Source organism: Chloroflexus sp., from assembly GCF_049970315.1.
Lineage (GTDB): Bacteria > Chloroflexota > Chloroflexia > Chloroflexales > Chloroflexaceae > Chloroflexus.
The window spans coordinates 1-19,724 of the sequence record NZ_JBMFNE010000004.1 but is presented as its reverse complement, the minus strand read 5'-3'; the positions used below and the strand labels follow the sequence as shown (position 1 = coordinate 19,724).

The following is a 19,724-nucleotide window of genomic DNA, read 5'->3' as shown; positions in this document are numbered from 1 at the left end:
TAATTTGATGTCTGACCAAGCATCTTTTCAGCTCGATCCCGATCAGATTAGAAGCTATCTCGGGGCAGACCAAGCCGATTCCTTGTTGCGTGGTACGATGCGACCGCACGAACTCTATGCGGTTTGTGCGCGGCTCGCAAATATTCAATACGCGCTTAGTACCTATCTACCACATCGGTTAGTAGTACACCGTCTCGCCACGACCGACAACCGACCTTGGATCGAATGGGTTGAAGGCACCTTACTCTTTGTCGACGTTAGCGGTTCCACTGCATTAGCCGAACGACTCAGCAGCCTTGGCCGCGAAGGTGTTGAGATTGTCACCGAGACGCTCAACACCTATTTTGGAGGCTTAATTCGCCGTATCCAACAAGCCGGCGGTGATCTTATCACCTTCGGTGGAGATGCCTTATTGGTGCTCTTTACCGACGACGATCATGCTTACACCGCAACTATTGTTGCCCGTGATATGTTGCACGCACAAGCCGGCTTTACCCGCGAAGTTCCGGGCATTGGCGTCTTCCCACTGACAATGCACATTGGGATCGAGAGTGGCCGGGTGGCGCTGGTCAACGCCGGTCGAGACGAAACCATGCGGTATAGCGCGATGGGAACCTGTGTCGAACGAGTGGCCCACGCCGAGGAGTTGAGTAGCAGTGGCGAAATCGTCATCGGGCCGCAGGCGTGGCAACGGCTGACTGGACGCGCCCAAGGTGAGTCAATTACCGAAGGTTACATCAAATTAACAGCCATCAGCGGAACTGCAGTATCCGTTGCTTTGCCGCACTACGATGTGCCACCACCTTCCCACGACACTGCGCTCCGCCTGTTGTGGAATATCGAACGGCTACGACCATATCTACCACCGATTTTGGTGGATCGGATCATTACCCATCCTCGTCAACCCCACCTCGAAGCCGATCTCAGGCCGGTGTCAATCCTGTTTGCGCAAATTGATGGGCTAGCCGAACTCATCGAAACCCTCCCGGCAGAAAGCGCAGCGCACGTCATCGATACGGTCTGGCGTGTCGGATTCACGGCTGTGGAGCAGTATGGTGGCTATGTCAATAAAATCGATGTCTCGACCGAAGGGATTAAGCTCCTCGTCATCTTTGGTGCGCCGGTGGCCCAAGAAGATCATAGCGAGCGCGCAGCACGGTCTGCCCTCGAACTTCGACGTGCATTTACAGCCCTCACCCAAGCGCATCCCGCCGGCATCTCGCTTGATCATCTACGCTTACGGATCGGCTTAAACAGCGGGATTGTGTTTGCCGGCAACGTGGGCGATATCGATCGCAAGGAATATACGGTGATGGGAGATGCCGTCAATGTAGCGGCACGTGTTATGGCTCACAGTGACTGGGGCGAAATTCGTGTGACAACACCGTTCGCCGTTGCCACCGGCACGGTTATGGTCTTCACCGATGCGCGCACGGTGAGTGTACGTGGCAAACGCGAACCGCTTGAATTACTCAGGCTCGAGGATGTCCGGCATGTCCAAACCCCAGAAGTCCAGCGACCACTGGTGGGGCGGCGCCACGAGTTGGCATGGCTACGCGAGCGGCTCGCGTTGGCGTTAACCGGTCTTGGCCGGGTAGTGCGCATCAGCGGCGATGCCGGCATCGGTAAAACCCGACTAGCCGCTGAACTGCTGGTCAGCGGCGTTCCTCGCGAAACCCGGATAGTGACGGTACGCTGCCTCTCATACCAGCAAAATAAACCGTATGCACCGTGGAGTGATGCGCTGCAAGCGTTGTGTACGATTCCGGCAGACGCCGATCAGGCAACCCGTGCCGCTCAATTGCGTCAGGCATTGGCTACTGCCGGTATTGCCGACGATTGGACACCACTTGTCGCCGATCTGGTTAAGCTCGATGTTGACAACAATGTGATCACGGGCGCGCTCGATCCGCAGCAACGGCAAGAGCGACGGTTTGAAGTGATCCGGGCTATCATCCACGCACGAGCTGCACCACACGGTCTGATTCTCGTCTTCGACAATTTACAGTGGGCCGACCGAATTTCGCTTGATCTCTGGCGGTTTCTGGCCAATTCGATTGCTCAGGTCCCCATTTTGCTCCTTGGCTTACATCGCGACTCATTAGAATGGAACGGTGATCCACTCGCAGACGGTGCGGAAGTTCTTGCCCTAACTGAGCTACCGGCTGCCGATAGTGCCGCGTTGATTGCCGCAATTCCGGCAAGCACGTGCATCGATCCAGAACTGCAAGCCCAGATTATCGCTCGTGCTGCCGGCAATCCACTCTTTATCGAAGAGCTGGTACGCACCGTGTACCAAGATAATGCTAATCTCGATCAACTACCCGACAGCCTCAATGGTCTGCTGATGGCCCGTCTTGATCAGCTCGATGAACGATCTCGCTCCTTGCTCCGCGTAGCGGCAGTCGTTGGTCAACGTTTTCCCTTACCCGTTGTGCAATCGGTATATGACGAAGATACTCGACAACTCATCGAGCGTATCAATCAGCTTGATGCGCAAGAGCTGACCCTACTCGAGCATGAAACACCCGAGCGAGTACATAGTTTCCGGCACGCTCTGCTACACGAAGTAACGTACCAGAGTATGCTCTTCTCGCGCCGACGCGAATTGCACCGTCAGATTGGCGAGTATCTCGAAAAACGGTACGCCCGTGAACTGAGTGGGTTACGCCAAGAATTTGCGGCCACCCGCCAATATCGATATGTTCAGATCGGCCGTAACGGAATGTTTATGTCACGTACTGCACGGGCGATTGTTGGCCCGATTTTCCTCCTCGCTCACCACTACCGACTAAGTGATACCCCCGACCGTGCGGTCCAGTATTTACTCATAGCCGGTCATCTATCGCGCGATGAGTATGCGAATGAACAAGCAATGACGTACTACCGTTGGGCCATCGACATCCTGGGCGATCGTGGTGATGATGCACGGCTCTGGGAAGCGATGGAAGCCCTCGGTGACATCCAAGCGGCGATTGGTCACTATGATGAGGCCCAACAGACTTACCAACGCCTGTTCACGATCGGTGGTGAGCACTTACCGCCTGTTGTCCAAGCCGAGGTTTTGCGATCGTGGGGAGCAGCGCTAGAGAAACAGGGGCGCTATCACGAAGCGCTCGAACGTCTACGTAAAGCTGAGGTAATCGCGAGTGCAGATATTAATCATACGCCACCCCTCCTCCTAGCAGCAATTGCAGCCGACATCGCCCAAACCCTTACCCGTCTTGCACTGTTCGACGAAGCATTGGCGATGTGTGAGGCCGGCTTAGCGCGTATCCGCAACGATCAACGGAGCATCGAAGACGAACGGATTACTGCCGAACTACAACAGCAATTAGGCATGATTCACGGCATGCGCGGCCATTACGATCTAGCGCGCTACCATTTCTTGAATGCATTGAGCGTACAAGAGGCCATCGATGACCTTTACGGCTGTGCGCGTACCCACAACAACCTCGGCTATCTGGCGCAGTTACAGAGCGATTATGTTGCAGCAGTTAATCATTATCGGCGAGCAGAAGAGTTGGCGCGGAAGATAAGCGCGAAATATGCCCTTTCCAGCGTGTTGCTGAATGAGGCATATGCTTACTACCGTTTAGCTAAGTTCGATTTGGCCGAAGAATCTTGTCGGAATGCGCTCGCGTTATGCGAAGAAATGGGTGACCGATTAGGTGTGGCACAAGCCAATGATACATTGGGCATTATCAGTTATGCGCGTGGTAACTATCAGCATGCGCTTCACGTGTATCAGCAAGCCCTTACGATCTATACCGAGCAACAAAGCACCTATCAATACGGTAACACGCTCGCGTTAGCGGCTGTGGCCGCCACTGCCAACGCTGATCCGGATAAAGGACTAGCGTATGCGCGAGAAGCCTACCAGATCGGCGAACAGATTCAGGTACCGCAGCTCATTGTCGAAGCGCACTGTGCGATGGCTGAAGCGCTGTTAGCACAAGCTCGCCGGCGCCACGACAGCGATATGCGCATGGCACTCTTGCATCAAGCTGCCGATCACGCCAACCACGCCGCAACCCTTGCCGAACAGATCGGTAGTCGGCTCGATCAGGCAGTAGCACTGCGCTTACGCGGCGAAATCGCCGCTGAACGCGACGAACCGTTTAGCGACTATTTCCACCGCGCACTTGACATCTTGAGCGCGATAAACTCTCGCTTTGAGCATGCGTGTACTGCGGCCCGCTTTGGACTGGCACTGAATCACCGAAACTTGGCCGAAGCTACTACGTATTTAGAATATGCCAACAGAGAATTGGCCCTTATCGACGCCAACGGTGAACTCCACCGACTGGCTACGCAACTTGGAGAGGTGTAACATGTCACAAGCAGCCGTTGAGCAGATCATTGGCCGGGCCGTCGTTGATCCTGCGTTTCGCGAACAGCTTATCGCCGATGCCCGGACTGCGTGCGCAGGGTATGATCTGACCGACGAGGAGTTGGAGGCACTCGAGAAGCTTGATGTCGAGAGCTTGCAAACCTTCGCCGGCAAGCTCGATCCGCGCCTGACCAAGAGTGCCGGCCGTGGCTTCTTCTAAGGTAGGTGATGCGGTCGGAGCGTCTTCGGGTGGAACGTAGGTAGTGGGCAGGGTGTTGGCACAAGCAATACGAGCCTCATAGCATCGGGAACGGTTAGAGGTGCGCGAATGTAGGCCATTCAGCTCGTGAAACAGGGCGCTGAGGCCTACGATACTCCCGCCCACACCCCAGCATCCTACCCCCGAACGCCATTAACCGTACCGATTGCGACTCATGTATGTCATATCGATCCGAACCAAACGACCATTCCCAGCACATCGCTTTCGGTAGGAACACACTATGCAAGAACGGAGCGCCGATCGTCCTGAGATGACCTTCGTACCTCGCGCGCTCCGCGATCTCTTTTTGCCACGCCGTATACCGCGCGAGGTTCGTACTGCGGTTGAACAATGGCTCGAGAGTGAACCAATTACTCGTTTGCTACCGGTAGCGCTTGAGCTACCGTTGGGTCTTAATCTCGATCTAGCGAAGCTGATGAGCGAGCCGCATCACATCGCACTCATCGGGCCGCCGGCCAGTGGTCGTAGCCTCGCGCTTGCCCAAATCGCCCGCCGTTGGCTCGATCAGCAACCGGCAATGCCGTTGGTGCGCTTATTGCTCGGCGAACTCGACTCACCGAGTCTGACCCCACGCGCGATCGTTGCTCGTGCATTGGCGAGGCGAAACCTCGCGCCGAACCCACTCGAACATAACCTCCCTTGCCTTCTGTTGATCGACGACTGGGAGGAGTTGCCACTCGCCCGGCGAGCCATCTGGCAGCGTTTTCTCACCCGTCTACCCGAACGCTGGTCACGGGCATGCACGGTCGTCGCGTTACCGGCGGGAGAATTGTGGCCGGGATTTCGTCATCACGCTATTGCACCGTTATCTGCCGAACATCTGGCAGAATGGGCACAGCGACTCTTCACCTTTACCGATCGCCAAGAAGGATTGGCCCTCTTCGAGCGCGATCCACTCGTGCTCCTGCGCGAGCGCCCGGCAGAGATTTTGATGCTGGCTCTAACCCAACCACTCAGTGGCTGGCCGATTTCGCGCGCCGCGCTGTACGAACGTACCGCTGCCTTCGTTGCACCGATTATCGTTGCTACAGATGAACAGGCTGGTTGGCGGATTGGATTAACTGCATACCGGTTGTATCGACAAGCAGTAGAATTGGCTGCGCAAGCGACACCTCATTCGGCAACCATCCGTCAAGCTACTCCACACTGGCGTGGGTTGTGTATCCCGCTGGCCTTCGGCGCCGCTCCTGACCCGCGTCCGTTGATCAATACGCTTGCAGATGCTATGCTCCCCTCTCACGAACGCCTGTCGTTACTGGCACGTTCGCTTCGTGAACGTCCTCGACTCGATCCGGCACTTAGCCGGCCCATTCTTGACGAAATTTGTCGCTCGCGGGGTGAAGCACTTGCCACCCTCGTCCCGGTATTACCGGTTATTTTGACCGATATTGGCCGTACCCAATCAGGCCAGATCAACGAGCTGTTAGAACGGATTACCGAACTTTTGCCGCCAGAGACGAGCACGACCCTCCTGATTACCATCCTCGACACCAGCGATGCTCCGCCTGTATTACGCTGGCAGGCAATTGATTTGCTGTACCGGCAACGCATCTTGCCGCCGCCGTTACCGACCTACGCCGATCTGATCAGTCAAGCAGGTCGTTGCCTCCTCGCAGTGGCCCATCCCGACACAATCCATCATCTCGCCGAACCAGCCTTACAGCTTGGCCTACGTTTACTGCTCAGCGGTGCAGCCGGTACAAACCGGCAATACCTGATTGCCCATCACCTCTTGGCCCACACCACATTACCGACAAGTGTCCGCGCGCTCGCACCGGCAGCCCTTCCGCCTGCCGAAGTCGGGCAAGCGATTGTCGATCCGATGCCCGAAGTACGGCAAGCAGCGCGTAAGGTATGGATCCGCACCGGTCATATTGATCAACTCGCCCGCTTTGTAACCCAAACCGACAAACCATGGTCGGCCCGTGATGAAGCGTTGACCGATCTTGCAACGACAGCCGACGGCCAAACCTTTATCGCGGCCTTTGCCATTAGCAATCGCCTCCCGCTCGATCTGCGGCTGCGGGCGATTCGACTGCTCAGCCGACTACCAAATGGGACCGAGCTGCTCAAACGTCTCCTTTACGCCGAGCACGAACCCGAAATTATTCGCGCGGCTGCGGTACGCAGTCTCTGCCACAACATCCACGTCATCACCCACCTCGACCCACTACTCGACCGCAGGCATCCACCGCTCATTCGCCGTACCACCGTGCATGTGCTCAGTGCAATTGCCCGTCTTCATCAATCGACGGCACTCACTGCACGAACCAGCTTACTCACCGTACTGAACCAACCTGATCTAGACGCAGCCCTGACGACAACCATCATTGAAACGCTCGGCAAGCACGGGGGGAAGCAAGCATTAGCAGCACTCGGTCACATCCTTGCACCGACCTACGGTGTCACACTGCTCGAAACATGGATTACATCGTTTCCGGCGTTAATCGGGCCGAGTGAACAGTGGATTGATCAAGCCGACAACCCAACTGTCCGGGCACTACTAGCCGATCTGATGGTGGCAATTGCCAACCATCCGAACCTCATCGGAGTCGCGCTTGACCGGCCATCGGCATTAATTGCCGGTCACGTCATGATATTGAGTAGCGCCACAGCCCGTACACTTGGCACCATTGGTCAACATCAACCGACATTGATGCCGGCAGTTCGCGCCTTGATCGGTGTCGCGCTGTATGACACCAGCTCACTTCGACCGCTCAGCGAACTACTAAACGCCGACCCATCGTGCGATTTAGTGGCAATTGTCCGTAATACCGAACACGACCCGCCGCTGCGTTATGCCGCTTTGCACACGCTCGCGCAACAGCCTAATGGTGCAGAAGTACTCTTGCATCTTGCCAAACACGCAGACAGCAGTTTGGGCTGTACTGCACTCGATCGGCTCCAACCGCCATTGCCACCAACCCTCAACGAGCAACTGCTACAATTAGTCAACACTGCTACCGACGAAGCGGTGCGACTTGCCGGATTACGGGCACTGGGCCGCAATGCTGACCCTACTGCGGTACCCGCCCTCCTTGAGATTGCGCTGAACAACGAAGAGACCCCTGCGATCCGTGCCGCAGCCCTCGATGCGATAGTTGAGGCACCGGTTGCGCCGCTCACCGAGTTGATCACCTCACAACCAGAACCGATCCGTAGTGCTGCCCTGCGTGCGCTGAGTCGTAGTCCGCAACCGGGTCCGGCCCCTATCTTACACCGCCTTGCCTTCGACCCCGACCGAACCTGTGCGCTCGCTGCGGTAGGCGCGCTCGCCGCCCATCCCGAAACCCATGCGCCGATCCTGGCCCGCTTGATCCGCAGCCATCCCGATCTGGCTGTACGCCTCGCAGCAGCGGCAGCCTTTGATGCGTCGGCAGCCGACGAGACCATACCGGTCTTTGTAGAAGCGTTGCTCTCGCCGTATCCGGCACTCCAAACCCAAGCCTTCCGGCTCCTCGCTGCCATCGCCCCGTATCATGCAGCATTACGTCAACCACTAACCGATCCACAGCAGACGGTTGTCCTTCGGTTTCAAGCGTTGCACCATCTCAGTACATACGAACCGAACGATCCGCTCATTCGCCAAGTAGCAAATGATCCGACGGCACCTGAACAATTACGCTGCCATGCCATTGCCGTACTGGGTCGGCAAGCCGATGCAACCGTCGTTGGCGTATTACTTCGGCTTGCCGGTGATGCTACGCAACCGCTGGCAGTGAAACATGCAGCAATCGCTGCCCTCGACCGGCAATGGACTGAAGTCGGGTACGAGGCGGCGCTCACCGCACTGATTACCCTTGTCACATCACCGATTCCCGAAGTAGCGCTGTGGGCCGGCACGGTACTGCTTGACCGGCTGGTACCGATCGAGATCGGTGAACCGAAAGCAATCGCTAACAAGCTGCTTTCCAGCCACTAGTTCAGTGAAAGGAGCGAGGGATGTCCCACACCAATTTCGTCACGACAAGCCGCGGCTTACGTCGCAACAGTCCACCAATGCGTCTATTTGAGAAAGCAAAACAGTTTGGCATCTGGAACCCCTCACAGCTCGATTTCAGCCGTGACATTGACGACTGGAATCGGCTAAGTGACGAAGAACGCGATTTATTACTACGTCTGACGGCCCTCTTTCAGGCCGGCGAAGAAGCTGTTACCCTCGACTTGTTACCTCTGATCAAAGCCATTGCGCACGATGGACGGCTAGAGGAGGAGCTTTTTCTCACCACGTTCTTGTTTGAAGAAGCCAAGCATACCGATTTCTTTGCCCGCTTCATCAGCGAAGTAGCCCGAGTCGACCACAACCTCAGTCGCTACCATACGCCTAGTTATCGGGCACTGATTTACGACGCACTCCCGCGTGCAATGCAACGTCTAGAGCACGATCCGTCACCGCTCAATCTCGCCGAAGCGTCGCTCACATACAATATGATCGTTGAAGGGGTACTCGCCGAGACCGGATACCACGGCTACTTTACTATTCTCGACACTCACAATCTGATGCCCGGTGTACGTGAGGGGATTCGGCTGCTCAAACAAGATGAGTCGCGTCATATTGCGTATGGCATCTACCTCCTATCACGCCTGATCGCCACCGACCGGCAGATTTGGGATCATATCGTTGAGCGGATGAACGAGCTAGTCATGCACGCCTTAGGCGTCATCGATGAGATTTTTACCAGTTATGATACGATGCCGTTTGGCTTGCAGATCGAGACCTTCAGCACCTTTGCCCTCAACCAATTCCAACGCCGTCTCAATCGGCTGGAACTGGCGTCTCAGCAGAGCCTCGCCGAGATTGAAGGACTGGCGACCGATGATGAGGAAGCCGCATGAGTACGTTCTTGCGACGGGTTGTCTTACTAACCGGTGCCGGTGGCGGATTGGGACGCGAGTTTGCTCGCCAATTGTTGGCTGCCGGCGCCGACCTAATCCTAAGCAGTCACCATCCACATCGACTGACTGCCGCTGCCGAGTTTGCGTCCCACCACCAGACGAGTCCGCATCCCGGTTGCATTCGGGCTTTACTACCGGCAGACTTGAGTGATCCGGCTAGTTGTGACCGGCTAGCCCAACAGGTGATGCACGTGGCCCCCGATCTCGATCTGATCATTCACAACGCCGGCGTCGGTCTGTATGGCCCACTCAATGTTATCCCGCCGGCTGCCATCGAACGACTCTTACAGATTAATCTCCACGCTCCGATCCGACTCACTGCCGCACTCTTACCGATGTTGCATCATCGTCCTAACGGGCAGATCGTCTTCATCTCGTCGATCCTTGGTCGCGCCGCACTACCCAACATTAGTGTCTACAGCGCTGCTAAGTTCGGCCTGCGTGGCTTCGCCGGTGGCCTCACTGCCGACGGCTATTGCGTCAGTACGGTTTATCCTTTTTTCACCCAAACCAACATCCTTGATGCACCACAGTACGGGGAAGGCCCACCACGGCGTGTCCCGCACTGGTTGGTCGATCAACCGCGCCCGGTAGTACGAGCGAGTCTGGCCGGTATCGCCGCCCGTCGCCGACATATCTTTCCTAGTTGGAAAGCAAAACTGTTTGCAGTTGTCGCTGCGGTTGCGCCTGATCTTCTACCGCCGTTTAGCCGGTTGGTGTAGCGACACACCCACCGGCGACGCACGTACCACTGACACATTGCCCGTTGCATCCTTGCGTTCATGTGTAGCGACACACCCCGACTGTGGTACACTACAGACAGCGTTAAGCGAGCACGACGCAGAACCGTACAGTCGCTACCTATAGCGGCGCTCTACGCTTCCGTGCTTTGATGCTGTAGGATATACATATGAGCGAACTTGCCGCGGAACTGACCCGTCTGACCTGTGATCTCATCCGATTTGAGACGATTGCCGACCGACCTGATCAGTTGCAGGCTGCTATCGATTATGTTGCTGCATACGTCGCCGATCTACCATCGTTGCACATTGAACGGAGTAGCGCAGGCGGTAAACCGGCCCTCGTGATTACCTTACGACCTACGCGATCACCACGACTCATGCTGAACGGCCACCTTGATGTCGTTGTAGGGCAACCACACCAATTTGCACCAGAAATACGCAACGGCCGCATTTACGGGCGCGGTAGCCAGGATATGAAAGGTAGTATTGCGGTCATGCTCCGCCTGATTCGGGATTTGGCAACCCAACCCAACCCACCCGATGTCGGTTTTCAGTTTGTGACCGATGAGGAGATTGGTGGTCGTCACGGTACCGGTCGGCTGCGCGACGAAGGCTGGAGCTGCGAGTTCATGCTCTGCCTCGAACCAACCGATCTCGGTATTTTGTTCGAGCACAAAGGTGGCATGTGGGCCAAGCTGCGCTTACCCGGTCGTGCTGCTCACGGTTCACGACCATGGGAAGGTGAGAATCCAATTTATCGGCTGGCCCGTGGGATCAATGCGCTGGCCGAACGCTACCCACCACCCACCGGCCCCCACGAATGGCGCACGTCGGTAACCCCAACGGAAATTCACGCCGGTGCCGGTTCACGCAACCAAGTACCAGCAGAGGTGTTCGTTACGTTCGATATTCGTTGGACGCTGGATACAACCCCAGAAGCGATTCAGGCCGATCTCGCTGCTGTCTTCCCCGATAGTGAGTTTGTAAGTGTGATGGCTAGCGCCGGGCTACACACCGATCCTGAACATCATGAAGTTGAACGGATCGCCAACCTGATCGAACGTCATACCGGCCAACCACCACGCTTCTACCGCGAACATTTCGCCACCGATGCGCGTTACTACTCACACATTGGCATTCCGGCCATCTGTCTCGGTCCGGTGGGGGCCGGGTTACATTCGGCTGAAGAGTGGGTGGAGATTGCCAGTCTGGTCACGCTCTACCACATCATTAACGACTACGTCAACAGTATTTAGCAGTCCTAAATAATACCATGCTCTACCTTCTACAAACCTTACCCGGCCTCGCCGCGCTCACATGGCGTGAAGTTGAACAAAAAATCCATACCGACGAACGGACTGCGCCACGCCAAGTTGGGGTGCGTAACGTACCGAGTCGTAACGACCTTATCCTCCTTGATTACCAAGGCTCACCGCGCCGATTACTGGAACTGCGTACCATCGAAGATGTCTTCGTTGTCGCGACACGTGGCTTCAAAATCGCACCTGATGAGCGCGGATTACGCCAGATTCATGCCGCAACCCGAAATGAGGAAGTCGTCAAACCGGCACTCACGTTGTGGCAACGGCTACATGGTGGAAAGCGGAACGGCAGCTTTCGCGTCGTTGCGCGGATGGTCGGCAAACACCGCTTCCAGCGCTATGAGCTAGGGCGGGCTGTCAGTGACGCGATCCGCGACGGCTGGCCAGGCCGTTGGCAGCCGGTAAATGAAGAAGCCGATTTGGAGGTGTGGGCCACCCTGATCGAACAAGAACTGATCGTAGCGATTCGGCTTTCCGATGCGTCGTTGCGCATCCGTGGCAAAATTGCCCACCTCCCGGCCTCACTGCGTCCGGCCCTTGCTGCGACGATGGTCATGCTGACCCAGCCGGCGGCTGACGACATTTTTCTCGACCCAATGGCCGGCGTCGGCACGATCTTGCTTGAACGGGCTGCCGCCGGACCATTTACCGCACTCTACGGCGGTGATATTAGCCCGGCTGCGGTGACGGCTATGCAAGCCAATCTCCGCGGTATCCGTGGTCAGATCGCAATCCGCCGCTGGGACGCGACCAAGCTACCGTTGCCCGACGCCAGCGTGACCAAGGTTGCCGTTAATTTGCCGTTCGGCACCCAGATCGGCGAAGGTGAAGACCTCGAAGAGCTATACCGCGACGTGTTGCGCCAGATCGCGCGTGTCCTCAAACCAGGTGGACGGCTAGTGACCCTCGTCGCCGATCAACAACTGCTCGACCGGGCCAGAACACAGGCAGCACCGGTCTTACGCGCCACGGCTCGCCACCGTGTGCTGGTACTCGGTCATCGGGCAACGATCTGCGAACATATTCGGGTTCCTGATACGGCAGCACCACCACCGCCACCTATACCTGCCGAAGATGACGATTGGGAATAAGTTATGCCAAGCCGACTCCGTTCCCTGATCAGGATACTGATCGTCGTGTTTGTCTTGTGGCTGATCTGGTCACGGCTCCATATCGTGATCTGGGTACCGACGCCATGGTGGGGATTGTTGTTACTGGTAGTGGGCAGCTATCTCGTGATCGAATACGCTGTCGATAGGTTGCTCGGTCAGCGAAGACGGTAAGTGGAAGGGAGGTACCCTCACCCCTCCTTCCACTGGTTATACACCAAACGACGTACTCAGCGTGGCAAACCCAGTGCAGTCATCACCGCCTCTTCCCGCGCACGCATGAGGGCCTCATCGGCAAGACCGTGCTCGTGGTCATACCCCAGCAGATGTAACACCCCGTGTACGGTCAAGTAAGCCAACTCACGGGCTGGGCTATGGCCGTATTCCGCTGCTTGCGCCAACACTCGCTCATAGGAGATAGCAATATCACCGAGGTATCGCGGAAGGTTTGGTGCAGTCACAAACTGGCTACTATCACCATCATCGGCAAACGAGAGAACATCGGTTGGCGCATCAATCCCTCGAAAATCGCGGTTGAGCCGGTGTAATTCGGCATCAGTCGTAATACGAATGCAAACCTCACAACCGGCAGGAACTTGCTCAGCGATTAACACTGCCTGAGCTGCTCGTTCAACCAACGCCGCATCAACCGCCAAACCGTCATCAATCAATACTTCAACGGTATATGTCATAGTGGTGAGTCTCAAACACTGCACAGGATTTGCCGCGCCAGGAGCAGAACATCCCTTTCCCGCTCAAATGAAACCCGCTGTAGAGCTTCATCGAGCGTGAACCAACGTGCATCGTCAACCTCGCCAGCCTGAGGACGAATCTCACCGTGCTCGTAGCGCAGTAAAAAGAGATCGACGTACTTATGCACCCGGCCCGATCCCGAACGGAACCAATACTCGATGGTCGCCAAATGCCGCTCGACCACACCAAACAAACCGGTTTCTTCCGCAACTTCACGCACGGCTGCGGCCTCAGCGGTCTCACCACGATTGACGTGACCCTTAGGCAACCCCCAGCGTTCCCCGCGATCGGTGGCGATTAACGCCACTTCGATCTGCGGGGCAACGATCCGGTAAATAACACCGCCGGCCGAATAGGCTGTACGGTGCGACAATGAACGGCGTGAAGTCATGGGTGTTCGTTCAGGCACGCTTGAGCACCCGACCGGCACGCATATCCCAATAGCGGTCAATCGAGTACTGGATCCGCTCGCGAGCGACATCCGCCGACTCCCAGCCGACCGGCTCGACCCGTGAGCCTTCAAGGTCTTTATACACGGTAAAAAAGTGCTCAACCTCCCGCAAATAATGCGCCGGCAGAGCAGTGTAATTGTGATAATCGGCGAAGAAGGGATCGTACTGCAACACCGCCAGTACTTTGTCGTCCGGCTCACCCTTGTCAAGCATTCGGAACAAACCTAATGGCCGTGCCTCGACAATGCAGCCGGGGAAGGTTGGTAAGTTGGTCATCACCAATACATCGAGCGGATCGCCGTCATCATAGTATGTCTGCGGCATAAAGCCATAGTCGCCAGGATATTGAACGGCTGAATAGAGAACACGATCAAGACGAAAGGCACCGATCCGCTTGTCAAATTCATACTTGTTACGTGAACCTTTCGGAATCTCAACGACAACATGAATAACGTTCGGAACGTCTGGACCGGGCTCCAGATCGTGCCATAGGTTCTGCATTGGCTGCCTCACTTACACTGTATTATCTAACTTAACCTATTACCGCAAGATTATAACACGTAATGGTAGCAGTGTTCGTTAGGCGCCGATAACCAACGATGACACATCAAGATGCCGGCGGCGCTTTGAGCCAAGACCGGCATCAATAATAGTATACAATTTCCCGGTTGGAAATGACCGGTCTCACTTACTGTGCGGCAAACGCCAACCCAATACCCCATGCCTGCTCATTCGGCCAGGCTGACACCGGTGCATAACTAATGATGATCGTATTTGCATTGAAGCGAGCAACTCCACTGATTGCACTTCCAGCCGCTTGACCGGAGAAGGTGACAAGATAGCTACCATCGGGCAGTTGGTATGGCGGGTCAGCTTGGGCCACCGATATCCAATCGGAGACGGTTTGCATCCACGTTGATCCGTTCAGCAAAGCCGAATTAGCGACGGTACGTCGCCCGATGAATCGCCCATTCCCAGTTGCTACCAACTCACCGTTGTTCGTAACCGGCGCAAATTGCCAATAAGCAGGGTAGCGTATTGTCGCCAACCCAATTTGCGCAGTTACGAGATCTTCAGGAGCCCAGATGAGTGGACTGGCATAATCAACGTTGTTCGTCACCATCTTCTGGGGCAGACCTTTCGTCGAGAGACGCCAAAGCTCACCGGGTGTGGTGACACTATGGAGGGGGTCGTTCGGATCGGCTGTTGCATTCCAATTCTCGGGAGTAAGTACCACTAGACTATCACCTTGTGGTGACCAAGCTGCTGAGGTAATGCGTGGCAACTGCGCTACCACTGTACCAAACAGATTGAGATTACCGCTCGGTAAAATCTCACTCCGTTGTCCTTTCAGTTGGACTAACGCAAATTCCCAAATGTCGTAGCCGCTGAAGCCACGAGGATCACTAAAGTTATATTCTACCGAAGCGACATACTGACCATCAGGCGAAAAGGCCGGTGGACGGAGCCAGCCTGTTCCGATCAGAGTCGGATTTTCAGTACCTCCGCTACTATCGGTAATCATTGTCAGATTAAGATCAACTAACGCCTGATAACCAAGAAAACGCTGATAGGCTACCATCTTCGCATCCGGTAGCCACGCTGGCCGATACACCAGATACCCCGATCCGGGAGAACCATTGGCCGTTGCCAGATTCCACGCATTGGCACCGGCCCGATTCACTAATCGAATGGCATTGTTTTGGCCGGGAAAGTTCAAGGAACCAGGTTGAATCGATGGAGACGTTGCAAAAGCCAAACGACGACCATCAGAGGCGAATACCGGATCGCAGCCCGACCCAATGGTAAGCTCGTTGAGCGTCGGCAGGTCAATCAGGTACACAGTCGCCGTAGCACACCAATTACTCCATTGCATCCAATCGAACGGCAACGTAGGTGGTTGAGGAGCGGCTGCATACGCCAGCGTTAATCCATCAGGTGCCCAACTCAACCCATATGCGATCTTGCCCGATACCAACGTTTGCACCGAACCACTACTACGGTCGATCAGATTGATGGTCTGATTGGAAGCCACTGCAAGATGCCGACCCGTCAGATCAATCGCCACGTCACGTACATTATTCGCCAACACCCGTTCCTGGTTACTTGACGGATCGATGGCCACTAACGATCCACCACGCAAAAATAGAATCTCCTCTGGGTATGTTGGCGCAAGAACCACCGGTTGAGGCAGTGGCGTTGGCGGAATTGGTGTCGGCGTCGGGGCAGGAGGAGTCGATGTTGACAGAAGCGTTGGCACCACTGTCGGTAGCTGTAACGTTGGCACCGCCGTCGGCACAACATTAGTAATCGCAATTGTCGGTGGTGGAATATTCGATACCGGTGATGCTATCGGCGATGTTGTTCCCGCTACTGTGCATCCAACCAGCACCAATAAGCAGAGTAGACCCAGGCGATACAGCATAACGTTCTCCTTAGCGATGCATCTGTATGGTATCATTCTGCATATCATCATGACGAACGTGATCGGCGATTTGTTTCTGAATACGAAAGTGCAAAGACCCAAAAAAGACCGGTTAGGTGTGCAGATAACAGAAAACCCGCGCCGCAGATGCCTCATGTTGGTCACCCAACCACTTTTGTGTCTTTGCACGTGAAAAGTAGTGAGCAAATTTTACTGCTGAACCAGCGTATTCAGATCGACTAAAATCTCAATTTTCCCTGCCGCTTCAGCTGCACTTCGCAGCTCAGCCACCCATGGCAAAAACGTGGCAGAAAATGCTTCTTGCCCAGCAGGTGTGTCTAACAACGCCCGATCCTCGAAACTGCGCACCTCTGGCCCGCCAGTCACCTCAATGATATGCCAACCGAAATCGGTTTGGACCAGGCGTAATTCGCCCGGTTGCATACTAAAAATCGCCTCTTCAAACGGAGCAACATAGACGCCACGTGGCGCCCAACCGAGATCACCTCCTTGCGCCGCCGATCCTGGATCATCCGAGCGCGTTCGCGCTAGCGCAGCAAAATCGGCTCCATTCCGCAATTCGGTCAGAATAGCTTCGGCAGTGGCCTTGCGACTCTCAGCTTCCTCCGGCGTAGCCGCGACCAAAATATGCCGCGCCCGCACCTGTTCAGCAGTTGTATGCTTGAGTAGCATCTGCTCAATCAACTGATCACGCCGCAACAACCGCCGTAATTCGGCTTCGTCGGCGATGTTGTTACTCTGCAAAAACTCAGCAAATTTCGCGTCATCACCACCAGCCTGCGCCAAGCGCAATTGCTCCACCTGCGCATCAACCACGGTCTCATCGACCATCGCCCCTTCCTGACGGGCCGCTTGGACAACCAGCTCGACATCGATCATCTGATTAACGAGTGTTTGTACATCTCCGCCTGGCAAATAGAAGCGATCAAAATCTTGTCGCAGGATATATTCATCACCGATACGGGCAATAGCTCCTTCTGGTGCATTCGAGACTGTCGCAGGTGATGCACTTGTTGTCGGCGCAGATGGTACGTTCGTCGCCGAATCGGCTACCGTCGGCCCAGACGGTGCTCCACAGGCGGTCAAGACCAAACTCGCCGCCAGCACCAGACTAACTACATAGACAAAAAAACGATCCAGGCTCACACAAAACTCCTCTCACACCAAAACCGGGCGTATTACAGACAATATGCCACAATATAGGTATCGTACCATATCTTACCACCCACAGCATAATCGGTACTACCCACTTCTCGGCCAAAGTATGGTAAGATGGCGCGCTAGTGAAGCAGAACATCAGTGAGGCGCTCAAGCCATAGTCTGATACCTTGTTGCACTGGAGGAATAATCTATGGGCCTCATGGAAGGCAAAAAAGGCCTGATTCTCGGTGTTGCCAACGACCGCTCGATTGCATGGGGCATCGCCCAAGCGTTGCATCGTGAAGGAGCAACGATTGGCTTTACGTACCTTGGTGAGGCGCTTGAACGGCGGGTACGCCCCTTGGCCGAAAGCATGCATGCACCGCTGATCGAGCCGTGTGACGTGTCGAAAGATGAAGACATCGCAGCACTTATGGAACGCACCCGCGAGACGTTCGGGCAGATCGACTTTCTCGTTCACGCGATCGCCTTTGCCAACAAAGAGGAACTCAGCGGTACAATCCTCAATACGACCCGCGAAGGCTTCCGCATTGCACTCGAAATCAGTGCCTACTCACTCATCGCACTGGTCAAAGCTGCCGAGCCGCTCTTTGCCCCTAACGCCAGCGTACTCACCCTGACCTACCACGGTTCACGTCAGGTCATTGGAAGTTATAACGTGATGGGAGTAGCCAAAGCAGCGCTCGAAGCCAGCGTGCGCTACCTCGCTGCCGGTCTCGGACCACGTGGCATCCGAGTGAACGCGATTAGCGCCGGCCCGATTCGGACGCTTGCCGCCAGTGGTATTGCCAATTTTCGCAGCTTACACAAGCACTTTGCCGAGTACGCACCGTTACGCCGCAATGTCACGATTGAGGATGTCGGCAATGCAGCCCTGTATCTCTGCTCACCACTCTCAGCCGGTGTCACCGGTGAGATTCATTATGTTGACGGTGGATTCAACGTCGTTGTGCCAGGCAGTAGTGACGAATTATAACTATACCGTGAATCTGAAGACCCACCAAGAGATATTCTATTTCGTGAGTAGCCGTTCTGTCCGCAGTGTGCTACAATGAAGCAACATGCGCACTGCACTGCGGAGGAAAGCATGGTAGAGGTTGCAGTTGTATCAACCGATAGCGCGACCGCACAACGACTGGCCGCTCTCATAACCGGTCACGACTTTCGTGTCACTACTTATACACCCGATGCCTTACCGGCTACACTCCCGGCACTGTTTATCATTGCTATGCCGGCCCTGTCTTCGCCGGAAGAACAGGTTATCGAGCGCCTCCGTGCCGATGAAACGACTGCAAATGTGCCTATCGTGATTGCGAGCGCTTTGCCGATGAATGAGCTTCAATCGGTACCTTACGCCAGCGATTGGACGATTGCGATAGTGCCTGAACCGGTCGAGGCAACCGTCTTAATCGAGACGATCAATTTTCTATTAGGACAACCATAGCTATCAACATACGTTCTCGAGCACTGCTACATTCGTAGCGAGAGCGCTGCCTCGTAGGCAGCGCTCTCGTCGTATAGGGCAGGAAGTGGCAACAACCTTTTACTCGATGCCTTCGCTCTTATCGTCGTGCTGAAAACCGCATCTTACCCGTAATCAACCTCCTTTCAGCGGAACATCATCGGCAGATAGGTTCGATGGACGGGCGCTGCGAACACGGTTGGCTGCCTCATGATTATCGGAACGTAAAGGCGATACGATGGAGCCGGTTGTGCCGTCGCCGTCGGCGTGACCGTCGCCGTCGGGGTCGCCGTCGCCGTCGGGGTGTCTGTCGCCGTCGGGGTCGCCGTCGGCGTGGCCGTCGCCGTCGGGGTGTCTGTCGCCGTCGGGTTTACCGTCACCGTCGGGGTCGCCGTCGCCGTCGGGGTGTCTGTCGCCGTCGGGGTCGCCGTCGGCGTGGCCGTCGCCGTCGCCGTCGGCGTGGCCGTCGCCGTCGGGGTCGCCGTCGCCGTCGTCGTCGCCGTCGGGGTGTCTGTCGCCGTCGCCGTCGCCGTCGGGGTCGCCGTCGGCGTGGCCGTCGCCGTCGGGGTGTCTGTCGCCGTCGGGGTCGCCGTCACCGTCGGGGTCGCCGTCGCCGTTGGTAGCACCGCCGTCGCCGTCGGGGTCGGGGTGTCTGTCGCCGTCGCCGTCGCCGTCGGCGTGACCGTCGCCGTCGCCGTCGGCGTGACCGTCGCCGTCGGGGTCGCCGTCGGCGTGACCGTCGCCGTCGGGGTCGCCGTCGGCGTGGC

General features: G+C 56.1%; 16 protein-coding genes. 10 read left to right on the top strand and 6 right to left on the bottom strand.

Going from position 1 to position 19,724, the window contains the following annotated elements:
• Positions 1-7: 7 nt before the first annotated feature.
• From ACP5OT_RS03905 to ACP5OT_RS03870, 8 genes are all read left to right on the top strand, one after another.
• The gene (locus ACP5OT_RS03905; RefSeq protein ID WP_428131387.1) at positions 8-4,333 is read left to right on the top strand and encodes an adenylate/guanylate cyclase domain-containing protein; all 4,326 of its coding nucleotides are present in this window, start codon (positions 8-10) and stop codon (positions 4,331-4,333) included.
• Position 4,334: 1 nt separating this feature from the next.
• Positions 4,335-4,553: a Franean1_4349 family RiPP gene (locus ACP5OT_RS03900; RefSeq protein ID WP_424674943.1), complete on the top strand. Its 219-nt coding sequence runs from the start codon at positions 4,335-4,337 to the stop codon at positions 4,551-4,553.
• Positions 4,554-4,833: 280 nt separating this feature from the next.
• The gene (locus tag ACP5OT_RS03895) at positions 4,834-8,535 is read left to right on the top strand and encodes a HEAT repeat domain-containing protein (RefSeq protein WP_424674944.1); all 3,702 of its coding nucleotides are present in this window, start codon (positions 4,834-4,836) and stop codon (positions 8,533-8,535) included.
• A gap of 20 nt (positions 8,536-8,555) precedes the next feature.
• A complete protein-coding gene (locus ACP5OT_RS03890) occupies positions 8,556-9,449 on the top strand; it encodes a R2-like ligand-binding oxidase (protein ID WP_424674945.1) in 894 nt (297 codons plus the stop codon).
• The gene (locus tag ACP5OT_RS03885; protein ID WP_424674946.1) at positions 9,446-10,231 is read left to right on the top strand and encodes an SDR family NAD(P)-dependent oxidoreductase; all 786 of its coding nucleotides are present in this window, start codon (positions 9,446-9,448) and stop codon (positions 10,229-10,231) included. Before ACP5OT_RS03890 ends, ACP5OT_RS03885 begins: the two co-directional genes overlap by 4 nt.
• Positions 10,232-10,419: 188 nt before the next feature.
• The gene (locus ACP5OT_RS03880; RefSeq protein ID WP_428131385.1) at positions 10,420-11,508 is read left to right on the top strand and encodes a M20 family metallopeptidase; all 1,089 of its coding nucleotides are present in this window, start codon (positions 10,420-10,422) and stop codon (positions 11,506-11,508) included.
• Between the two features lie 17 nt (positions 11,509-11,525).
• Complete coding sequence (locus ACP5OT_RS03875; RefSeq protein WP_428131383.1) at positions 11,526-12,665, top strand: methyltransferase domain-containing protein; 1,140 nt, start codon at positions 11,526-11,528, stop codon at positions 12,663-12,665.
• A 3-nt stretch (positions 12,666-12,668) separates the two neighbouring features.
• A complete protein-coding gene (locus ACP5OT_RS03870) occupies positions 12,669-12,857 on the top strand; it encodes a hypothetical protein (protein ID WP_424674949.1) in 189 nt (62 codons plus the stop codon).
• A 56-nt stretch (positions 12,858-12,913) separates the two neighbouring features.
• On the opposite strand, the gene ybeY is transcribed toward ACP5OT_RS03870, so the two are convergent.
• The 5 genes from ybeY to ACP5OT_RS03845 all read right to left on the bottom strand — a co-directional run bounded on the left by ybeY (position 12,914) and on the right by ACP5OT_RS03845 (position 17,480).
• Positions 12,914-13,375 (bottom strand): rRNA maturation RNase YbeY, encoded by a 462-nt coding sequence (ybeY, locus tag ACP5OT_RS03865; protein ID WP_424674950.1) that lies wholly within the window; start codon positions 13,373-13,375, stop codon positions 12,914-12,916.
• A gap of 11 nt (positions 13,376-13,386) precedes the next feature.
• Positions 13,387-13,827, bottom strand: a complete 441-nt coding sequence (locus tag ACP5OT_RS03860; RefSeq protein WP_424674951.1) for an NUDIX hydrolase — start codon at positions 13,825-13,827, stop codon at positions 13,387-13,389.
• 10 nt (positions 13,828-13,837) lie between these two features.
• Positions 13,838-14,389, bottom strand: coding sequence for an inorganic diphosphatase (locus ACP5OT_RS03855; RefSeq protein ID WP_012259161.1), 552 nt, complete (start codon positions 14,387-14,389; stop codon positions 13,838-13,840).
• 187 nt (positions 14,390-14,576) lie between these two features.
• Positions 14,577-16,313, bottom strand: coding sequence for a WD40 repeat domain-containing protein (locus ACP5OT_RS03850; RefSeq protein WP_428131380.1), 1,737 nt, complete (start codon positions 16,311-16,313; stop codon positions 14,577-14,579).
• 210 nt (positions 16,314-16,523) lie between these two features.
• The gene (locus tag ACP5OT_RS03845; protein WP_428131378.1) at positions 16,524-17,480 is read right to left on the bottom strand and encodes a foldase protein PrsA; all 957 of its coding nucleotides are present in this window, start codon (positions 17,478-17,480) and stop codon (positions 16,524-16,526) included.
• A 205-nt stretch (positions 17,481-17,685) separates the two neighbouring features.
• On the opposite strand from ACP5OT_RS03845, the gene ACP5OT_RS03840 reads away from it, so the two are divergent.
• Positions 17,686-18,471, top strand: coding sequence for an enoyl-ACP reductase FabI (locus ACP5OT_RS03840; RefSeq protein WP_424674954.1), 786 nt, complete (start codon positions 17,686-17,688; stop codon positions 18,469-18,471).
• Positions 18,472-18,582: 111 nt separating this feature from the next.
• Positions 18,583-18,939, top strand: a complete 357-nt coding sequence (locus tag ACP5OT_RS03835) for a hypothetical protein (RefSeq protein WP_424674955.1) — start codon at positions 18,583-18,585, stop codon at positions 18,937-18,939.
• 153 nt (positions 18,940-19,092) lie between these two features.
• Here ACP5OT_RS03835 and ACP5OT_RS03830 read toward each other — a convergent pair.
• The coding region (locus ACP5OT_RS03830; RefSeq protein ID WP_428131375.1) for a hypothetical protein at positions 19,093-19,724 on the bottom strand (632 nt) is incomplete at its 5' end.